This is a genomic window from Enterobacter cloacae complex sp. P14RS, assembly GCF_014895895.1.
Classification (GTDB): domain Bacteria; phylum Pseudomonadota; class Gammaproteobacteria; order Enterobacterales; family Enterobacteriaceae; genus Enterobacter; species Enterobacter bugandensis.
In genome coordinates this window covers 166,619-182,309 of the sequence record NZ_JADBQM010000014.1, presented here as the reverse complement: position 1 = coordinate 182,309, position 15,691 = coordinate 166,619, and the positions used below count along the sequence as shown (strand labels likewise).

Annotated in this window: 14 protein-coding genes; 2 read left to right on the top strand and 12 right to left on the bottom strand. The window is 56.8% G+C overall.

The features are described 5' to 3' along the window. Positions 1-95 precede the first annotated feature (95 nt). Entirely contained in the window at positions 96-815 is a 720-nt protein-coding gene (locus tag IM295_RS13435) for a GntR family transcriptional regulator (RefSeq protein ID WP_063154695.1), read from the top strand. Positions 816-898: 83 nt separating this feature from the next. Here IM295_RS13435 and sucD read toward each other — a convergent pair whose 3' ends face one another. The 8 genes from sucD to sdhC form a co-directional block, all read right to left on the bottom strand. After that, positions 899-1,768: a succinate--CoA ligase subunit alpha gene (sucD, locus tag IM295_RS13430; protein WP_008501094.1), complete on the bottom strand. Its 870-nt coding sequence runs from the start codon at positions 1,766-1,768 to the stop codon at positions 899-901. Continuing rightward, on the bottom strand, positions 1,768-2,934 hold the full coding sequence (sucC, locus tag IM295_RS13425) for an ADP-forming succinate--CoA ligase subunit beta (RefSeq protein WP_006809579.1): 1,167 nt from the start codon (positions 2,932-2,934) through the stop codon (positions 1,768-1,770). Before sucC ends, sucD begins: the two co-directional genes overlap by 1 nt. A 95-nt stretch (positions 2,935-3,029) precedes the next feature. Next, complete coding sequence (gene odhB / locus IM295_RS13420) at positions 3,030-4,250, bottom strand: 2-oxoglutarate dehydrogenase complex dihydrolipoyllysine-residue succinyltransferase (RefSeq protein ID WP_041910762.1); 1,221 nt, start codon at positions 4,248-4,250, stop codon at positions 3,030-3,032. A gap of 14 nt (positions 4,251-4,264) precedes the next feature. Beyond that, a complete protein-coding gene (gene sucA / locus IM295_RS13415; protein WP_045261080.1) occupies positions 4,265-7,072 on the bottom strand; it encodes a 2-oxoglutarate dehydrogenase E1 component in 2,808 nt (935 codons plus the stop codon). Positions 7,073-7,295: 223 nt separating this feature from the next. Beyond that, entirely contained in the window at positions 7,296-8,012 is a 717-nt protein-coding gene (sdhB, locus tag IM295_RS13410; protein WP_008501090.1) for a succinate dehydrogenase iron-sulfur subunit SdhB, read from the bottom strand. 15 nt (positions 8,013-8,027) lie between these two features. Then, positions 8,028-9,794 carry a succinate dehydrogenase flavoprotein subunit gene (sdhA, locus tag IM295_RS13405; protein ID WP_041910764.1) on the bottom strand — a complete coding sequence of 589 codons (1,767 nt, stop codon included), beginning with the start codon at positions 9,792-9,794 and terminating at the stop codon, positions 8,028-8,030. Beyond that, positions 9,794-10,141: a succinate dehydrogenase membrane anchor subunit gene (gene sdhD / locus IM295_RS13400; protein WP_003858621.1), complete on the bottom strand. Its 348-nt coding sequence runs from the start codon at positions 10,139-10,141 to the stop codon at positions 9,794-9,796. Before sdhD ends, sdhA begins: the two co-directional genes overlap by 1 nt. Next, positions 10,135-10,539 (bottom strand): succinate dehydrogenase cytochrome b556 subunit, encoded by a 405-nt coding sequence (sdhC, locus tag IM295_RS13395; RefSeq protein WP_026080740.1) that lies wholly within the window; start codon positions 10,537-10,539, stop codon positions 10,135-10,137. The genes sdhD and sdhC overlap by 7 nt, the downstream gene beginning before the upstream one ends. A gap of 638 nt (positions 10,540-11,177) precedes the next feature. Here sdhC and IM295_RS13390 point away from each other — a divergent pair. Further along, positions 11,178-12,461 (top strand): citrate synthase, encoded by a 1,284-nt coding sequence (locus IM295_RS13390; protein ID WP_028012378.1) that lies wholly within the window; start codon positions 11,178-11,180, stop codon positions 12,459-12,461. A gap of 99 nt (positions 12,462-12,560) precedes the next feature. On the opposite strand, the gene nei is transcribed toward IM295_RS13390, so the two are convergent. From nei to pxpB, 4 genes are read right to left on the bottom strand one after another with little or no spacing between them, the layout of a single operon-like run. Further along, complete coding sequence (gene nei, locus IM295_RS13385) at positions 12,561-13,352, bottom strand: endonuclease VIII (RefSeq protein WP_048959990.1); 792 nt, start codon at positions 13,350-13,352, stop codon at positions 12,561-12,563. Between the two features lie 18 nt (positions 13,353-13,370). Then, positions 13,371-14,111 (bottom strand): 5-oxoprolinase subunit PxpA, encoded by a 741-nt coding sequence (gene pxpA, locus IM295_RS13380; RefSeq protein ID WP_193066810.1) that lies wholly within the window; start codon positions 14,109-14,111, stop codon positions 13,371-13,373. Beyond that, a complete protein-coding gene (gene pxpC / locus IM295_RS13375; protein ID WP_193066809.1) occupies positions 14,098-15,030 on the bottom strand; it encodes a 5-oxoprolinase subunit PxpC in 933 nt (310 codons plus the stop codon). Before pxpC ends, pxpA begins: the two co-directional genes overlap by 14 nt. Then, positions 15,024-15,680: a 5-oxoprolinase subunit PxpB gene (gene pxpB, locus IM295_RS13370; RefSeq protein ID WP_063942827.1), complete on the bottom strand. Its 657-nt coding sequence runs from the start codon at positions 15,678-15,680 to the stop codon at positions 15,024-15,026. Before pxpB ends, pxpC begins: the two co-directional genes overlap by 7 nt. Positions 15,681-15,691 lie beyond the last annotated feature (11 nt).

The window sequence follows — 15,691 nt, the reverse complement described above, 5'->3', positions numbered from 1 at the left end:
TCACTAAAAGCCAAATTTGTATTTTAATTGTATTATTTACAAATCATCAGTTGAATGCATAATTCCCTGAAAAGGTATTAAGCAGGCGCGATAAAATGGGCAACAAACCGATGTACCGGCAGATAGCCGATGCGTTCCGCGAGAAAATCAACGCCGGGGAATTAAAACCCGGAGACGCGCTGCCGACGGAGTCCAGTCTTCAGGAGACGTTTCGCGTCAGCCGCGTCACCGTGCGGCAGGCCCTGAAACTGCTCGCCGATGAGCAGATCATCGAAAGTATTCAGGGCAGCGGCTCTTATGTAAAAAAAGAGGAGCGCGTCAATTACGATATTTATCAGCTCACCGGCTTTTACGAAAAGCTGGCGGATCGTCATGTCGATACGCACAGTGATGTCAAAATCTTTGAAGTGGTGAAAGCCGATGCGCGGCTGGCGGCAACATTAGCGGTTGGCGTGGAAGATAAGGTCTGGCACGTTAAGCGCGTGCGTTTCATCAAGCAGAAGCCGGTGAACCTGGAGGAGACATGGATGCCGCTGGCCATGTTTCCCGACCTCACCTGGGAAGTGATGGAGAATTCGAAATATCACTACGTTGAGCAGATCAAAAAGCTGGTTATCGATCGCAGCGAGCAGGAGCTGATGCCGATCATGCCGTCAGAGGAGGCGATCGCCGCGCTGTCGCTCGATCCGGCAAAGCCGATCCTGGAAAAAGTCTCCCGTGGGTTCCTGAAAGACGGACGGGTGTTTGAATACAGCCGCAACGTGTTCAATACCGACGACTACAAGTTCACTCTCGTCGCCAGACGCAGGCAATAAAAAAGGCCGCTTTACAGCGGCCAACCATGTCGAAACGGACATTTTTATACTTCATCGCTCCCCGTTCGGGGAGCAGAGAGGACTTACTTAATGATGGATTTCAGTGCTTCGCCGATATCCGCCAGGCTGCGAACGGTCTTCACGCCTGCGGCTTCCAGCGCGGCAAACTTCTCATCAGCCGTACCTTTACCACCGGCGATGATCGCGCCCGCGTGGCCCATACGCTTGCCTTTCGGCGCGGTCACGCCCGCGATGTAACCGACAACAGGCTTGGTTACGTGTTCTTTGATATAAGCAGCCGCTTCTTCTTCCGCGCTACCGCCGATCTCACCGATCATCACGATCGCTTCGGTCTGCGGATCTTCCTGGAACAGCTTCAGGATGTCGATGAAGTTAGATCCCGGGATTGGGTCACCGCCGATGCCCACGCAGGTGGACTGGCCGAAGCCGTAGTCGGTGGTCTGCTTAACCGCTTCATAGGTCAGGGTACCGGAACGGGAAACGATGCCCACTTTGCCCGGCTTGTGAATGTGGCCAGGCATGATGCCGATTTTGCATTCGCCCGGAGTGATCACGCCTGGGCAGTTCGGGCCGATCATGCGCACGCCTGCTTCGTCCAGCTTCACCTTCACGGTCAGCATATCCAGGGTCGGGATGCCTTCGGTGATGGTGATGATCAGCTTGATGCCTGCGTCGATCGCTTCCAGAATGGAGTCTTTGCAGAACGGTGCCGGAACGTAGATCACAGTCGCGGTTGCGCCCGTCGCTTCTACCGCTTCACGCACGGTGTTGAACACCGGCAGGCCCAGGTGCGTGGTGCCGCCTTTACCTGGCGTTACGCCGCCAACCATCTGCGTGCCGTAGGCAATCGCCTGTTCGGAGTGGAAAGTCCCCTGGCTACCGGTGAAGCCCTGGCAGATAACCTTGGTATCTTTATTAATTAAAACTGACATTATTTCCCCTCCACTGCGGCAACAACCTGCTGAGCTGCATCCGTCAGACTTTTCGCTGCAATAATATTCAGGCCGCTGTCAGCCAGTTTTTTCGCGCCGAGTTCAGCGTTGTTACCTTCCAGACGCACAACCACCGGAACGTTAACACCCACTTCTTCTACCGCGCCGATGATGCCGTCAGCAATCAGGTCGCAACGGACGATGCCGCCGAAGATGTTAACCAGTACCGCTTTAACGTTGTCGTCAGAGAGGATGATTTTGAACGCTTCGGTTACGCGCTCTTTGGTTGCGCCACCGCCCACGTCGAGGAAGTTTGCCGGCTCACCGCCGTGCAGCTTAACGATGTCCATGGTGCCCATCGCCAGGCCCGCACCGTTAACCATGCAGCCAATGTTGCCATCCAGCGCCACGTAGTTCAGCTCCCACTGAGCAGCCTGTGCTTCACGCGGGTCTTCCTGAGACTGGTCGCGCATTTCGCGCAGATCCGGCTGGCGGAACAGCGCGTTGCCGTCAGCGCCCAGCTTGCCGTCGAGGCAGATCAGGTCGCCCTGGGTGGTGATCACCAGCGGGTTGATCTCGATCAGCGCCAGATCGCGCTCAAGGAAGATAGTCGCCAGGCCCATGAAGATCTTGGTGAACTGCTGAACCAGCTTGCCTTCCAGACCCAGCTTGAACGCCAGCTCGCGACCCTGATAAGGCATTGGGCCCGCCAGCGGGTCGATAGCCACTTTGTGGATCAGGTGCGGGGTCTCTTCCGCCACTTTTTCAATTTCCACGCCGCCTTCGGTAGACGCCATGAACACCACGCGACGGGAGCTACGGTCAACCACCGCGCCCAGGTACAGCTCTTTCGCGATGTCGGTCGCCGCTTCGACCAGGATCTGGTTAACCGGCTGGCCGTTCGCATCTGTCTGGTAGGTCACCAGACGCTTGCCGAGCCAATGTTCAGCAAACGCACGAATCTCTTCTTTGCTCTTAACAACCTTCACACCGCCCGCTTTACCACGGCCACCAGCGTGAACCTGACATTTAACTACCCACGGGCCGGAACCGATTTTAGATGCGGCTTCTTCTGCTTCACGCGGGGTAGTACAGGCATAACCCACCGGAGCCGGTAAGCCATACCGGGCAAACAGCTGTTTGGCCTGATATTCATGTAAGTTCATGTGTTCTATCCATCCTTCAGGGTAATCGTTATCTTCAAACCTGTAGACCGGCGCAGCGTGTGCCGGTCCACGGGGCAGGTGATGCTAAATCGTTACTAGACGTCCAGCAGCAGACGCGTTGGATCTTCCAGCAGCTCTTTAATGGCTACCAGGAAGCCCACGGACTCGCGGCCGTCGATCAGGCGGTGATCGTAAGAGAGCGCCAGGTACATCATCGGCAGGATCTCAACTTTACCGTCAACCGCCATCGGGCGATCTTTAATGGCATGCATACCCAGGATCGCGCTCTGCGGCGGGTTAATGATCGGGGTAGACATCAGCGAGCCGAATACGCCGCCGTTGGTAATGGTGAAGTTACCGCCGGTCAGGTCGTCTACGGTCAGCTTGCCGTCGCGGCCTTTCACGGCCAGCTCTTTAATGTTCTTCTCGATGTCAGCCATACCCAGGGTATCCACATCACGCAGAACCGGGGTCACCAGGCCGCGTGGGGTAGAAACCGCCATGCTGACGTCGAAGTAGTTGTGGTAAACCACGTCATCGCCATCGATAGACGCGTTCACTTCCGGGTAGCGTTTCAGCGCTTCAACCACCGCCTTCACGTAGAAGGACATAAAGCCCAGACGGATACCGTGACGTTTTTCAAACGCGTCACCGTACTGCTTACGCAGGTCCATGATTGGCTTCATGTTCACTTCGTTGAAGGTGGTCAGCATCGCGGTGGAGTTTTTCGCTTCCAGCAGACGCTCGGCCACGCGCTTACGCAGGCGCGTCATCGGTACGCGTTTTTCGCTGCGGGCACCCAGAGCAGGCTGAGCTGCCGGCGCGGCCACAGGGGCTTTCGCTTCCGCCTGAGCAGGCGCTTTCGCCAGGTGCTTGTCGATGTCTTCGCGGGTCAGACGACCGCCCACACCGGTGCCTTTGATGGCTGCCGGGTCAAGGCTGTGTTCAGCCAGCAGGCGACGGATCGCCGGGCTGAGGGCGTCGTTAGACTGTTCTTCCAGAGAAGCCTGCTGGCGCTGAGCCGGCGTAGAGGCTTTCTCTTCAGACTTCGCGCTGGACTCTTTGCCCGCGCTGTTGCCTTCACGCAGGCGCCCCAGGATCTGACGAGAGGTGACGGTGGTGCCTTCATCTTCCAGCACCGCGTCCAGAACGCCATCCGCCGAAGCCGGTACTTCCAGTACCACTTTGTCAGTTTCGATTTCTACCAGCACTTCATCGCGCTTAACGGCATCGCCTGGTTTTTTGTGCCAGGTAGCGACGGTCGCATCTGCTACGGATTCAGGCAGGTCGGGAACAAGAATATCTACGCTACTCATTATGTATCCTTTAATTAATCGACGTTCAGCGCGTCATTGACCAGATCTTGTTGCTGCTTCTGGTGAACGGACATATACCCTACCGCCGGAGAGGCGGAGGCCGGGCGACCTGCATAGCGCAGGGCTGACCCAAATGGAATCACTTCACGGAAATGATGCTGGCTGCAGTACCATGCGCCCTGGTTGAGCGGCTCTTCCTGGCACCAGACAAAATCATGTACGTGAGCGTACTGTTTCAGCACTTCCTGCATCGCCTGATGCGGGAACGGATAAAGCTGTTCGATACGCACGATGGCGACATCTTTCTGATCGTTCTTGCGGCGCTGTTCCAGCAGGTCGTAATAAACCTTACCAGAACACATCACCACACGCTTAACGGCCTGCGGATCCAGCTCGTCAATTTCACCGATGGCCGGCAGGAAGGTACCGTTCGCCAACTCTTCCAGGCTGGACACCGCTAGCGGATGACGCAGCAGGGATTTCGGCGACATCACCACCAGCGGACGGCGCATACCGCGCAGCGCCTGACGACGCAGCATGTGGTACACCTGAGCCGGGGTGGACGGCACGCAGACCTGCATGTTCTGCTCGGCGCAGAGCTGCAGATAACGTTCCAGACGCGCGGAGGAGTGCTCCGGACCCTGGCCTTCATAACCGTGCGGCAGGAGCATCACCAGGCCACACATGCGGCCCCACTTCTGCTCGCCGGAGGAGATGAACTGGTCGATAACGACCTGCGCACCGTTGGCGAAGTCACCGAACTGCGCTTCCCAGATGGTCAGGGTGCGCGGTTCCGCCGTGGCGTAGCCGTATTCGAATGCCAGGACCGCTTCTTCAGACAGCACGGAGTCCCAGACCTTGAACTGGCCCTGACCGTTATGCACGTGCTGCAGCGGAGTGTAGGTTGAACCGTTAGACTGGTTGTGAACGACCGCGTGACGGTGGAAGAAGGTCCCACGGCCCGCATCTTCACCGGACAGACGAACAGGAATGCCTTCGTCAACCAGCGTTGCGTAAGCCAGCGTTTCCGCCCCGCCCCAGTCGAACAGCTTCTCGCCTGCCGCCATGGACTGACGGTCGGCGTAGATTTTCGCCACGCGAGACTGCATCTCGATAGCGTCCGGCACGGTGCTGATGCGTTTAGCCAGCTCCTGCAGGCGCTTCATCTCAACCTTGTTCGGGTAGCTCTCATCCCACTCGTGGTTGAGGTACGGCGACCAGGTAAAGGAGTGCATGTTCATCGGACGCAGCTCTTTCACCACGCATTCACCCGCGTCCAGCGCGTCGCGGTAGAGGTTGACCATTTCGGTCGCATCTTCCAGCGTCGCCACCTTGTCGCTCTCCAGCTTGTCAGCATAGATTTTGCGCGGGGTCGGGTGTTTTTTGATTTTCTGGTACATCAGCGGCTGGGTTGCACTTGGCTCATCCGCTTCGTTGTGGCCGTGACGGCGGTAGCAGAAGAGGTCAATGAACACATCGCGCTTAAAGGTATTACGGAAGTCCAGCGCCAGACGGGTCACGAAAGCCACGGCTTCCGGGTCATCCGCGTTAACGTGGAAGATCGGCGCCTGTACCATCTTACCGATGTCGGTGCAATATGGAGTAGAACGGGCATCCAGCGGGTTAGAGGTGGTGAAGCCCACCTGGTTGTTGATCACGATGCGAACGGTACCGCCCACTTCATAACCACGCGCTTTCGACATGTTCAGGGTTTCCTGAACCACGCCCTGCCCTGTGACCGCCGCATCACCGTGAATGGTGATTGGCAGCACTTTATTGCTGCTCGGCTCGTCCAGACGATCCAGACGCGCGCGCACGGAACCGATAACCACCGGGCTGACGATTTCCAGGTGTGACGGGTTGAACGCCAGCGCCAGGTGAACCAGACCGCCTTCGGTTTCGATATCTGACGAGAAGCCCATGTGGTACTTCACGTCGCCGGTGCCGAGGTGTTCTTTATGTTTGCCCGCGAATTCGTCGAACAGGTCCTGCGGTTTTTTACCCAGCACGTTGACCAGCACGTTCAGACGACCACGGTGCGCCATGCCGAGCACCACTTCACGGGTGCCGCTCTTGCCTGCGTGGCGAATCAGCTCTTTCAGCATCGGCACCAGCGCGTCGCCGCCTTCCAGCGAGAAGCGTTTTGCGCCCGGGAACTTCGCGCCCAGATAGCGCTCAAGCCCTTCCGCTGCGGTCAATTCGCTGAGGAAGCGTTTCTTCTCGTCGGCCGAGAAGGTCGCGTGGCCCGCTACGGATTCGATGCGCTGCTGGATCCAGCGTTTCTCTTCGGTAGAGGTAATGTGCATATATTCCGCGCCGATGGAGCCGCAGTAGGTTTGCTTGAGCGCGTCAATCAGATCGCCCAGCTTCATCGTGTCTTTGCCGATAGCAAAGGAACCTACGTTAAAGCTTTCCTGGAAATCGGCCTCGGTCAGATCGTGATACGCCGGATCGAGATCGGCCACACGTTCCTGCTGCCACAGTCCCAGCGGATCGAGATTCGCATGCTGGTGACCGCGGAAGCGATAAGCGTTGATAAGCTGCAGGACTTTAACCTGCTTCGCATTGGTGTCAGGGTCGGAAATCGCAGAAGAGTAACGTGAGGCATCCTTCGCCAGACGACGGAAATAATCACGTGTTTTGGAATGGAATTGATCCGGTTTGACCCCTGTACCAGGCAACTGCTGGAACATGGAACGCCAGTTTGCGTCCACTGAGTCAGGATCGGTTAAGAAGTCTTCATAGAGCTGTTCTATCCAGCTCTGGTTGGCACCAGAGAGGTAAGAAGAGTCCAGCCAGGCTTTCATTGCGCCGTTCTGCATCGTGATCCCTTAAGCATTTTTATGCTTACTTTCGCCGTAGAAACTACCACGCACACCGCGTGTACGTGCCGGGGTTCACCTGCGAGCTCTTTTCATTTGGCCCGCGAAGGAACCTTTAGAAACTGTCTAGACTTCAGGGCAGTTTTTAAAGGTTTCTGCAATTTATTCCCTCTCCCTTTGGGAGAGGGTTAGGGTGAGGGGAACAGCGCTCCCCTCTCACTACTTACGCACTGCGCTGCAGCAGCATCGACTTAATATGGCCGATGGCGCGCGTCGGGTTCAGCCCCTTCGGACACACACTGACGCAGTTCATGATGCTATGGCAGCGGAATACGCTGAAAGCGTCACTTAATCCTTCCAGACGGCTGTCGGTTTCGGTGTCGCGGCTGTCGATCAGGAAGCGATAGGCAGCCAGCAGACCCGCAGGGCCGATAAACTTGTCCGGGTTCCACCAGAACGACGGGCAGGACGTTGAACAGCATGCGCAGAGAATACACTCGTACAGACCATCGAGTTTTTCACGCTGCTCAGGAGACTGTAAGTGCTCACGAGCGGGTGGATTTTGCCCATTATTCAATAAGTAAGGCTTAATCTTCTCATATTGTGCATAGAATTGCCCCATGTCTACCACCAAATCACGCACGACCGGCAGGCCTGGCAGAGGACGGATAACAATTTTTTGACCAGGACGCTGCAGCGCTGAAATTGGCGTGATGCAGGCCAGGCCGTTTTTGCCGTTCATGTTCACACCGTCAGAACCGCAGACCCCTTCACGGCAGGAGCGGCGGAAAGACAGCGTTGGATCTTTTTCTTTCAGCTGGATTAACGCATCCAGCAGCATCATGTCGCGACCTTCTTCCGCTTCGAGGGTGTAGTCCTGCATGCGCGGAGCGTCATCAACATCCGGGTTATAACGATAAACTGAGAATTCGAGTTTCATTATCCTGTCTCCGCATTAGTAAGTACGAATCTTCGGCGGGAACGCCGGACGCAGTTTCGGTTCCATGTTCACGTTACGACGCGTCATGGTTTCCGACTCTGGCAGATACAGGGAATGGCACAGCCAGTTTTCATCGTCACGATCCGGGAAGTCGAAGCGGCTATGGGCGCCACGGCTTTCGGTACGGAAGTTTGCCGACATCGCGGTTGCGAATGCGGTTTCCATCAGGTTATCCAGCTCCAGGCACTCAACGCGCTGGGTGTTGAACTCGCTGGAGGTGTCGTCCAGACGGGCATTTTTCAGACGCTCGCGGATCGCTTTCAGTTGCTCAAGACCTTTAGCCATCGCGTCGCCTTCACGGAATACCGAGAAGTTGTGCTGCATGCACTCCTGCAGCGCTTTACGGATTTCCACCGGATCTTCGCCGTTACGGTTACCGTTCCAGCGGTTGAGGCGTTCAAGAGAGGCGTCGATTTCGTCGTCGGTTGCATCACGCAGCGCGCCCTGCTCGGCAATGGACTCCTGCAGATGCAGACCCACCGCACGACCAAATACAACCAGGTCCAGCAGCGAGTTACCGCCCAGACGGTTGGCGCCGTGTACGGATACGCAGGCGATTTCGCCTACCGCGAACAGGCCAGGAATGACCACGTCTTCGCCCTGCTCGTTCACGGTCAGCGCCTGACCGGTCACTTTGGTCGGAATACCGCCCATCATATAGTGGCAGGTTGGGATAACCGGAATCGGCTCTTTCACCGGATCGACGTGCGCGAAGGTACGGGACAGTTCCAGGATGCCCGGCAGACGGGATTCCAGCACTTCTTTACCCAGATGGTCGAGCTTCAGCTTCGCGTGTGGACCCCATGGGCCATCGCAGCCGCGGCCTTCACGGATTTCGATCATGATGGAACGCGCCACCACGTCACGACCCGCCAGGTCTTTCGCATTCGGGGCATAACGCTCCATGAAGCGCTCGCCGTGTTTGTTCAGCAGGTAGCCACCTTCACCGCGGCAGCCTTCGGTGACCAGCACGCCCGCACCGGCGATACCGGTTGGGTGGAACTGCCACATCTCCATGTCCTGCACCGGTACGCCGGCGCGAATAGCCATACCGACGCCGTCACCGGTGTTGATGTGGGCGTTAGTGGTGGATTGGTAAATACGGCCTGCACCGCCGGTCGCCAGCACGGTCGCGCGGGCTTTGAAGTAAACCACTTCACCGGTTTCGATGCACAGCGCGGTACAGCCAACAATTGCGCCATCGGCGTTTTTCACCAGATCCAGCGCATACCACTCGGAGAAGATGGTGGTGTGGTTTTTCAGGTTCTGCTGATACAGGGTGTGCAGCAGCGCGTGACCGGTACGGTCAGCCGCCGCCGCGGTGCGTGCCGCCTGCTCGCCGCCGAAGTTTTTCGACTGGCCGCCAAACGGACGCTGATAGATGGTGCCATTTTCCAGACGGGAGAACGGCAGACCCATGTGATCCAGCTCCAGAATCGCTTCCGGGCCGGTTTTACACATATATTCGATGGCATCCTGGTCGCCGATGTAATCGGAACCTTTTACCGTGTCGTACATGTGCCATTCCCAGTTATCTTCATGGGAGTTACCCAGCGCAACGGTAATACCGCCCTGCGCGGACACAGTGTGGGAACGGGTCGGGAACACTTTAGAGAGCAGCGCACAGGTCTGGCCGCTCTGGGAAATTTGCAGTGCGGCGCGCATACCTGCGCCACCCGCACCAATCACAACAGCATCAAATTCTCTGACTGGCAGTTTCATTACACACCCCACACCACAACAAATCCATAAATGACGTAAACCAGCAGCGCAACAACAATAATCAGTTGCAGCGGAAGGCGAATCGCCAGCGGTTTAACGTAATCGGTCAACACCTGCCACATGCCGATCCAGGCATGGATAAGGATGGAGAACAGGGCCAGCAGTGTGAACACTTTGGTGAAGGCCGATCCGAAGAAACCACTCCAGATTTCCCACGTCAGCGTGCCGCTGGTCGCGAAGAAACCGATCATATAGATGATGTAAAGCGTGAGGACGATGGCGGTAGCGCGGACCAGAATGAAGTCATGTACGCCGTTGCGTCCTAATGCGGAGGCGTTGCTTACCATACGAGAACTCCTGCGAGAAGTGAAAGCACGACAGTGATCACAAATGAAATGTTCGCGGTACGTTTCCCGGCCTCGAACGTCTCTTCCAGATAGCCAAAGTCCATCAGCATGTGGCGTACGCCGCCAACAACGTGATAGGCCAGCGCGGTGAGAATGCCCCACATGATAAATTTCACGAAGAAGCTATTCATGATGGCCGAGGCCTGGAGGAATCCTTCAGGGGAAGAGAGGCTGGTGCCCAGTAACCACAGCAAAATACCGACCGCCACAAACGTAATCACACCAGAAACACGGTGCAGAATGGACGCTATTGCTGTTACGGGGAACCGGATCGTTTTGAGATCCAGATTGACAGGTCTTTGTTTTTTCACATTTCTTATCATGAATAACGCCCACATGCTGTTCTTATTGTTTCCTTCCTCCGGACTGCGATGCGGGTCAAGCAGCGTTCCTTTTCTATAACTGCGCGTCATGCAAAACATTGCTTCCAAATGCTAAAACGACACGTTACAACGCTGGGTGGCTCGGGATTGCAGGGTGTTCCGGAGACCTGGCGGCAGTATAGGCCGTTCACAAAATCATTACAATTAACCTACATACAGTTTGTTGGGTTTTCTCTGGAACAGTGATCAGGGTCACGATAACAACATCTTTTTAATTTTTAATCATCTGATTTGACAAATGTTAAACAATATTGTTACAAACGTCATCAGAAAAGGCATATAATGCGCAAAAGTTATGAGGTCTCTCTTTCACCTGACAAATAGTTATGTAACAGTGTGATGGTATTGACCGAAGTTATCAGGACAGTTATTAGTGATATACAGGTTTGAATAATTCGGACTGCAAAAACGCTGATTTGCTGTTGTTTCACTGATATTTCATTCGTTTACCTGCAAGGCGCCATAGCTCTGTACCCTGGTTACTCCTCGTGAGCTGAGCGGTAAGCCAAATAACAATCTGGTAACGGTGATTAACAGCTGAAGGCAAATCCGGTAAAAGCAGTCTTAAGCATAAGGCGCTAAGGAGACCGTAAATGGCTGATACAAAGGCAAAACTCACCCTAAATGGTGATGATGCTATTGAACTGGATGTGCTAAAAGGCACGCTCGGTCAGGATGTTATTGATATCCGTACGCTGGGTTCCAAAGGAGTATTTACCTTTGACCCTGGATTTACCTCTACCGCATCTTGCGAATCCAAAATCACCTACATTGACGGTGACGAAGGTATCCTGCTCCATCGCGGCTTCCCCATCGATCAGTTAGCCACCGAATCCAACTACCTGGAAGTGTGCTACATCCTGCTGAACGGCGAAAAGCCGACGCAGGCCCAGTACGATGAATTCAAAACCACCGTAACCCGTCACACCATGATCCATGAGCAGATTACCCGTCTGTTCCATGCGTTCCGTCGTGACTCTCACCCAATGGCGGTGATGTGCGGGATTACCGGTGCGCTGGCGGCGTTCTACCACGACTCACTTGACGTGAATAACCCGCGTCACCGTGATATCGCGGCGTTCCGCCTGCTGTCCAAAATGCCGACCATGGCGGCGATGTGCTACAAATACTCCATCGGCCAGCCGTTTGTGTACCCACGTAACGACCTCTCCTACGCCGGCAACTTCCTGCGCATGATGTTCTCCACGCCGTGCGAAGAGTATGAAGTGAATCCGGTGCTGGAACGCGCGATGGACCGTATTTTGATCCTGCACGCTGACCACGAGCAGAACGCCTCTACCTCTACTGTCCGTACCGCAGGCTCTTCAGGCGCGAACCCGTTCGCCTGTATCGCTGCGGGCATCGCCTCCCTGTGGGGACCGGCGCACGGCGGCGCGAACGAAGCGGCGCTGAAGATGCTGGAAGAGATCAGCACCGTTGAGCACATTCCAGAGTTCGTGCGTCGCGCGAAAGACAAGAATGACTCCTTCCGCCTGATGGGCTTCGGTCACCGTGTTTACAAAAACTACGACCCGCGCGCCACCGTTATGCGTGAGACCTGCCACGAAGTGCTGAAAGAGCTGGGCACCAAAGACGATCTGCTGGAAGTGGCGATGGAGCTGGAACACATCGCGCTGAACGACCCGTACTTCATCGAGAAGAAACTCTACCCGAACGTCGATTTCTACTCTGGCATTATTCTGAAAGCGATGGGCATTCCGTCTTCCATGTTCACCGTGATCTTCGCCATGGCGCGTACCGTGGGCTGGATTGCGCACTGGAACGAAATGCACAGCGAAGGCATGAAAATCGCCCGTCCTCGTCAGCTGTACACCGGCTACGAGCAGCGTGATTTTAAGTCTGACCTGAAGCGCTAAAAAACGTTGGGTGCGGCCTGATGCCCTCACCCCGGCCCTCTCCCACATGGAGAGGGAGAAAACCTTAAAAACGGTAACCCTTGGGTTACCGTTTTACTTTTATTTCTGGCAGTGCGGGCACCAGTAAAAAGGTCTGGAAGAGAGCATCATCCTGTCAATAATCCCGCCGCACCGCTCGCACTTTTTTCCCGCCCGATGAAACACTTTGAACCGGAACAGCGCCCCGTGATGCTTGTTTTCATCTACGATGCCGCGCGTATTGTACGACAGCCGCGGGATGTCCAGCAGCGCGTGGGACAGCACCTCCAGCCGTTCATCGCTCAGCTGAGAGGCTTTGTGCTGCGGCGCCAGCCCGACTTCCCAGAGAATTTCCACCCGCAGGTAGTTGCCCAGCCCGGCCAGAAAGGACTGGTCAAGGAACAGGCCGGAAAACTGCCGGTTGCGGAACGTGGGCGACAACAGTCGGGCCTTCACATCGCTCGCCGTCAGGCGCATGTCCAGCACGTCCGGCCCGACGCGCTGTAAGAACGGATGCGTCAGCAGCTGCTCCGGCGTTAACATTTCGATATCAGAGGCGCTATAGAGCAGGATCGCCTTATCCGCCGTTTGTAACCGGACGCGCAGCACGCGCGTCGTTTGCGGCTGCTCGTCCGCATCGACGACGCGCCACACACCGTAGAGCTGGTTATGGCTATATAACGTCAGGTTATGGGAAAAATGCGTGAGCAACGCTTTGCCGCGCGTTTCAATATGGGTCACCGTCTGTCCCACCAGCTCTGTTTCAAACGGCTTAAGTTGAGGAAAGGCAAACCAGACATCGGTCAGGGGTTTGCCCTTTATCGCCGCCTCCAGGCTATCCGCCGCGCGGCGGATCTCCGGACCTTCAGGCATGTCATTGTCCTTTTATAATCAATCTGCGCTGACGAGAATGCCCTCTTCAGAGAACGCCGCCCGCAGGCGTCGCGCAAACTGGAGCGCATGCTCCCCGTCGCCGTGTAAACACACCGTATCGGCCTGAACATTTGCGGATGTTCCATCCACGGCGGTCACCCGCCCGGCGCGCACCATCTCCAGCGTCTGCGCCAGCGCTTTATTTTCGTCAGTAATCAGCGCACCGGCCTGCGTGCGCGGCACCAGGCTGCCGTCCGGCATGTATCCCCGATCGGCAAAGACTTCCTGCCGCGTCGTCAGCCCCAGCCGTTCTCCGGCACGAATAAGCTCGCTACCCGCCAGGCCAACCAGAATCAGCTGCGGATTGCAGTCCCGCACCGCGCGGGCAATCGCCTCCGCCAGCGCCGGGTCTTTCGCTGCCTGGTTATAGAGCATGCCGTGCGGTTTGACGTGACGCAGCACGCCATACTCAGCGCGCGCTATCGCCTCCAGCGCGCCGATTTGGTAGAGCACCTGAGCGTAGACCGTCTCAGGGGGCAGATCCATCGCCGTACGGCCAAAGTTCTCCCGGTCCGGGAAGCTCGGGTGAGCGCCAATCGCCACGCCGTTGTTAATGGCATTACGCACGCTCTCCAGCATGGTTTGCGCATCGCCCGCGTGAAAACCGCAGGCGATATTGACCGAGGAGACCAGGGTCATCAGTTCCGCATCGGCGCTGCTGCCCTCCCCCAGATCGGCGTTTAAATCAATCTTTACCATCAAGCCTCCACGCCAGCTTTTCGAGATAGCGCTGCCGATCCTGCCGCGCCTTTAGCGCCTCCTCCAGCGTACACTGCACGAAATGAATCGGCTGACCGAGGGGGATTTGCGCCAGATGGTAGCGATCCGCTTCGATAATGCAGGCAATACGCGGATAGCCGCCGGTAGTTTGCGCGTCGTTCATCAGTACGATGGGCTGCCCGTTGCCCGGCACCTGAATCACCCCCGGCAGCAGCCCATGGGAAAGCAACTCCCGGTCAGTCGTGCGGGTCAGCGGCTGCCCCTGAAGCCGGTAACCCATACGGTTACTCTGCGGGCTGATTTTCCACGGCGAACGCCAGAAAGACTCTTTTGAGGCTTCATCAAACTCCTGATATTCCGGTCCCGGCAAGGCGCGGATCACGTTCCCCCACAGCAGCTGCTTCACGCCCTGCGTGGTGGTGAAATGGCGCGCTGATGGCTTAATCGCAAGACGATCGCCGTCGCGCAGCAGCCGTCCTTCATGGCCGCCCATTCCCGCTTTCTGGTCGGTGCTGGACGACCCCAACACCTCCGGCACGTCGATGCCCCCCGCCACGGCAAGATAGCTGCGCACGCCGTGCAGAGGACGCTTAAGCGTCAGACGCTGCCCGGCTTTCGCCCGCAATCGCCAGCCGGTCCACACCGCTTTGCCGTCCAGCGTCGCGTCACAGCCCGCGCCAGTTAAGGCGAACCAGGTCTCCTCACCAAATTCAATAACGCACTGACCCAGCGTAATTTCTAACGCCGCCGTGCTGCCCTCGTTGCCTACCAGCAGGTTGGCAATCTCCAGCGAAGGACGATCGAGCGCACCGCAGTAGCTCACGCCGGACTGGCGCATGCCAAAGCGTCCGGCATCCTGAACGGAGGTATAAAGCCCCGCGCGAATAAGCGTTAACATACCCCCTCCTTCTGCGGGATAAAGCGCAGGGTATCACCCGGACGCAGGAGTATTGGCGCGTCATGGCCGGGTTCAAATAACGGCGTGGATGTGTGCCCGATAAGCTGCCAGCCGCCCGGTGAAGTAAGCGGATAAATTCCGGTTTGTTCACCGCCAATCGCCACCGTTCCTGCGGGAACGCTCAGGCGCGGCTCAGCCCGACGCGGGGTATGCAGCCGGGGAGATAATCCGCCCAGATACGGAAAGCCCGGCTGAAAACCCAGAAACCAGACGACGTAATCCACCGAGCTGTGCAGCTCCACAACCTGCTTTGCTGTTAATCCACAGTGTTCGGCCACCACGCCAAGGTCAGGGCCACCTTTGCCGCCATAGACAACCGGGATCTCAATCGCCCGCGATTCTGGCTCCAGCGCCTCGCTCTCTTCCCACCAGCGCTGCAGACGCTCAATGGCATCCAGCGCCCCGGTGTGCGGATCGCGTAGCACCACGGTGATATTATTCATACCCGGAATAGCTTCAACCACGCCGGGTAGCTCGGGCAGCCGCTGAGCCAGGCGCCAGATACGCTTTTGCGTGGCAAGCGTCACGGGAGGCTCAAGCTCCAGAACTACCGCGGTTTCACCCAGAAGATAACAACGCGCTCGCTGCACTTAACTACCTC

Excerpts from the sequence above, each read along its gene's own strand:
- IM295_RS13435 (WP_063154695.1), top strand. The coding sequence starts at position 96 with ATGGGCAACAAACCGATGTACCGGCAGATAGCCGATGCGTTCCGCGAG.
- sucD (WP_008501094.1), bottom strand. The coding sequence starts at position 1,768 with ATGTCAGTTTTAATTAATAAAGATACCAAGGTTATCTGCCAGGGCTTC.
- sucC (WP_006809579.1), bottom strand. The coding sequence starts at position 2,934 with ATGAACTTACATGAATATCAGGCCAAACAGCTGTTTGCCCGGTATGGC.
- odhB (WP_041910762.1), bottom strand. The coding sequence starts at position 4,250 with ATGAGTAGCGTAGATATTCTTGTTCCCGACCTGCCTGAATCCGTAGCA.
- sucA (WP_045261080.1), bottom strand. The coding sequence starts at position 7,072 with ATGCAGAACGGCGCAATGAAAGCCTGGCTGGACTCTTCTTACCTCTCT.
- sdhB (WP_008501090.1), bottom strand. The coding sequence starts at position 8,012 with ATGAAACTCGAATTCTCAGTTTATCGTTATAACCCGGATGTTGATGAC.
- sdhA (WP_041910764.1), bottom strand. The coding sequence starts at position 9,794 with ATGAAACTGCCAGTCAGAGAATTTGATGCTGTTGTGATTGGTGCGGGT.
- sdhD (WP_003858621.1), bottom strand. The coding sequence starts at position 10,141 with ATGGTAAGCAACGCCTCCGCATTAGGACGCAACGGCGTACATGACTTC.
- sdhC (WP_026080740.1), bottom strand. The coding sequence starts at position 10,539 with ATGTGGGCGTTATTCATGATAAGAAATGTGAAAAAACAAAGACCTGTC.
- IM295_RS13390 (WP_028012378.1), top strand. The coding sequence starts at position 11,178 with ATGGCTGATACAAAGGCAAAACTCACCCTAAATGGTGATGATGCTATT.
- nei (WP_048959990.1), bottom strand. The coding sequence starts at position 13,352 with ATGCCTGAAGGTCCGGAGATCCGCCGCGCGGCGGATAGCCTGGAGGCG.
- pxpA (WP_193066810.1), bottom strand. The coding sequence starts at position 14,111 with ATGGTAAAGATTGATTTAAACGCCGATCTGGGGGAGGGCAGCAGCGCC.
- pxpC (WP_193066809.1), bottom strand. The coding sequence starts at position 15,030 with ATGTTAACGCTTATTCGCGCGGGGCTTTATACCTCCGTTCAGGATGCC.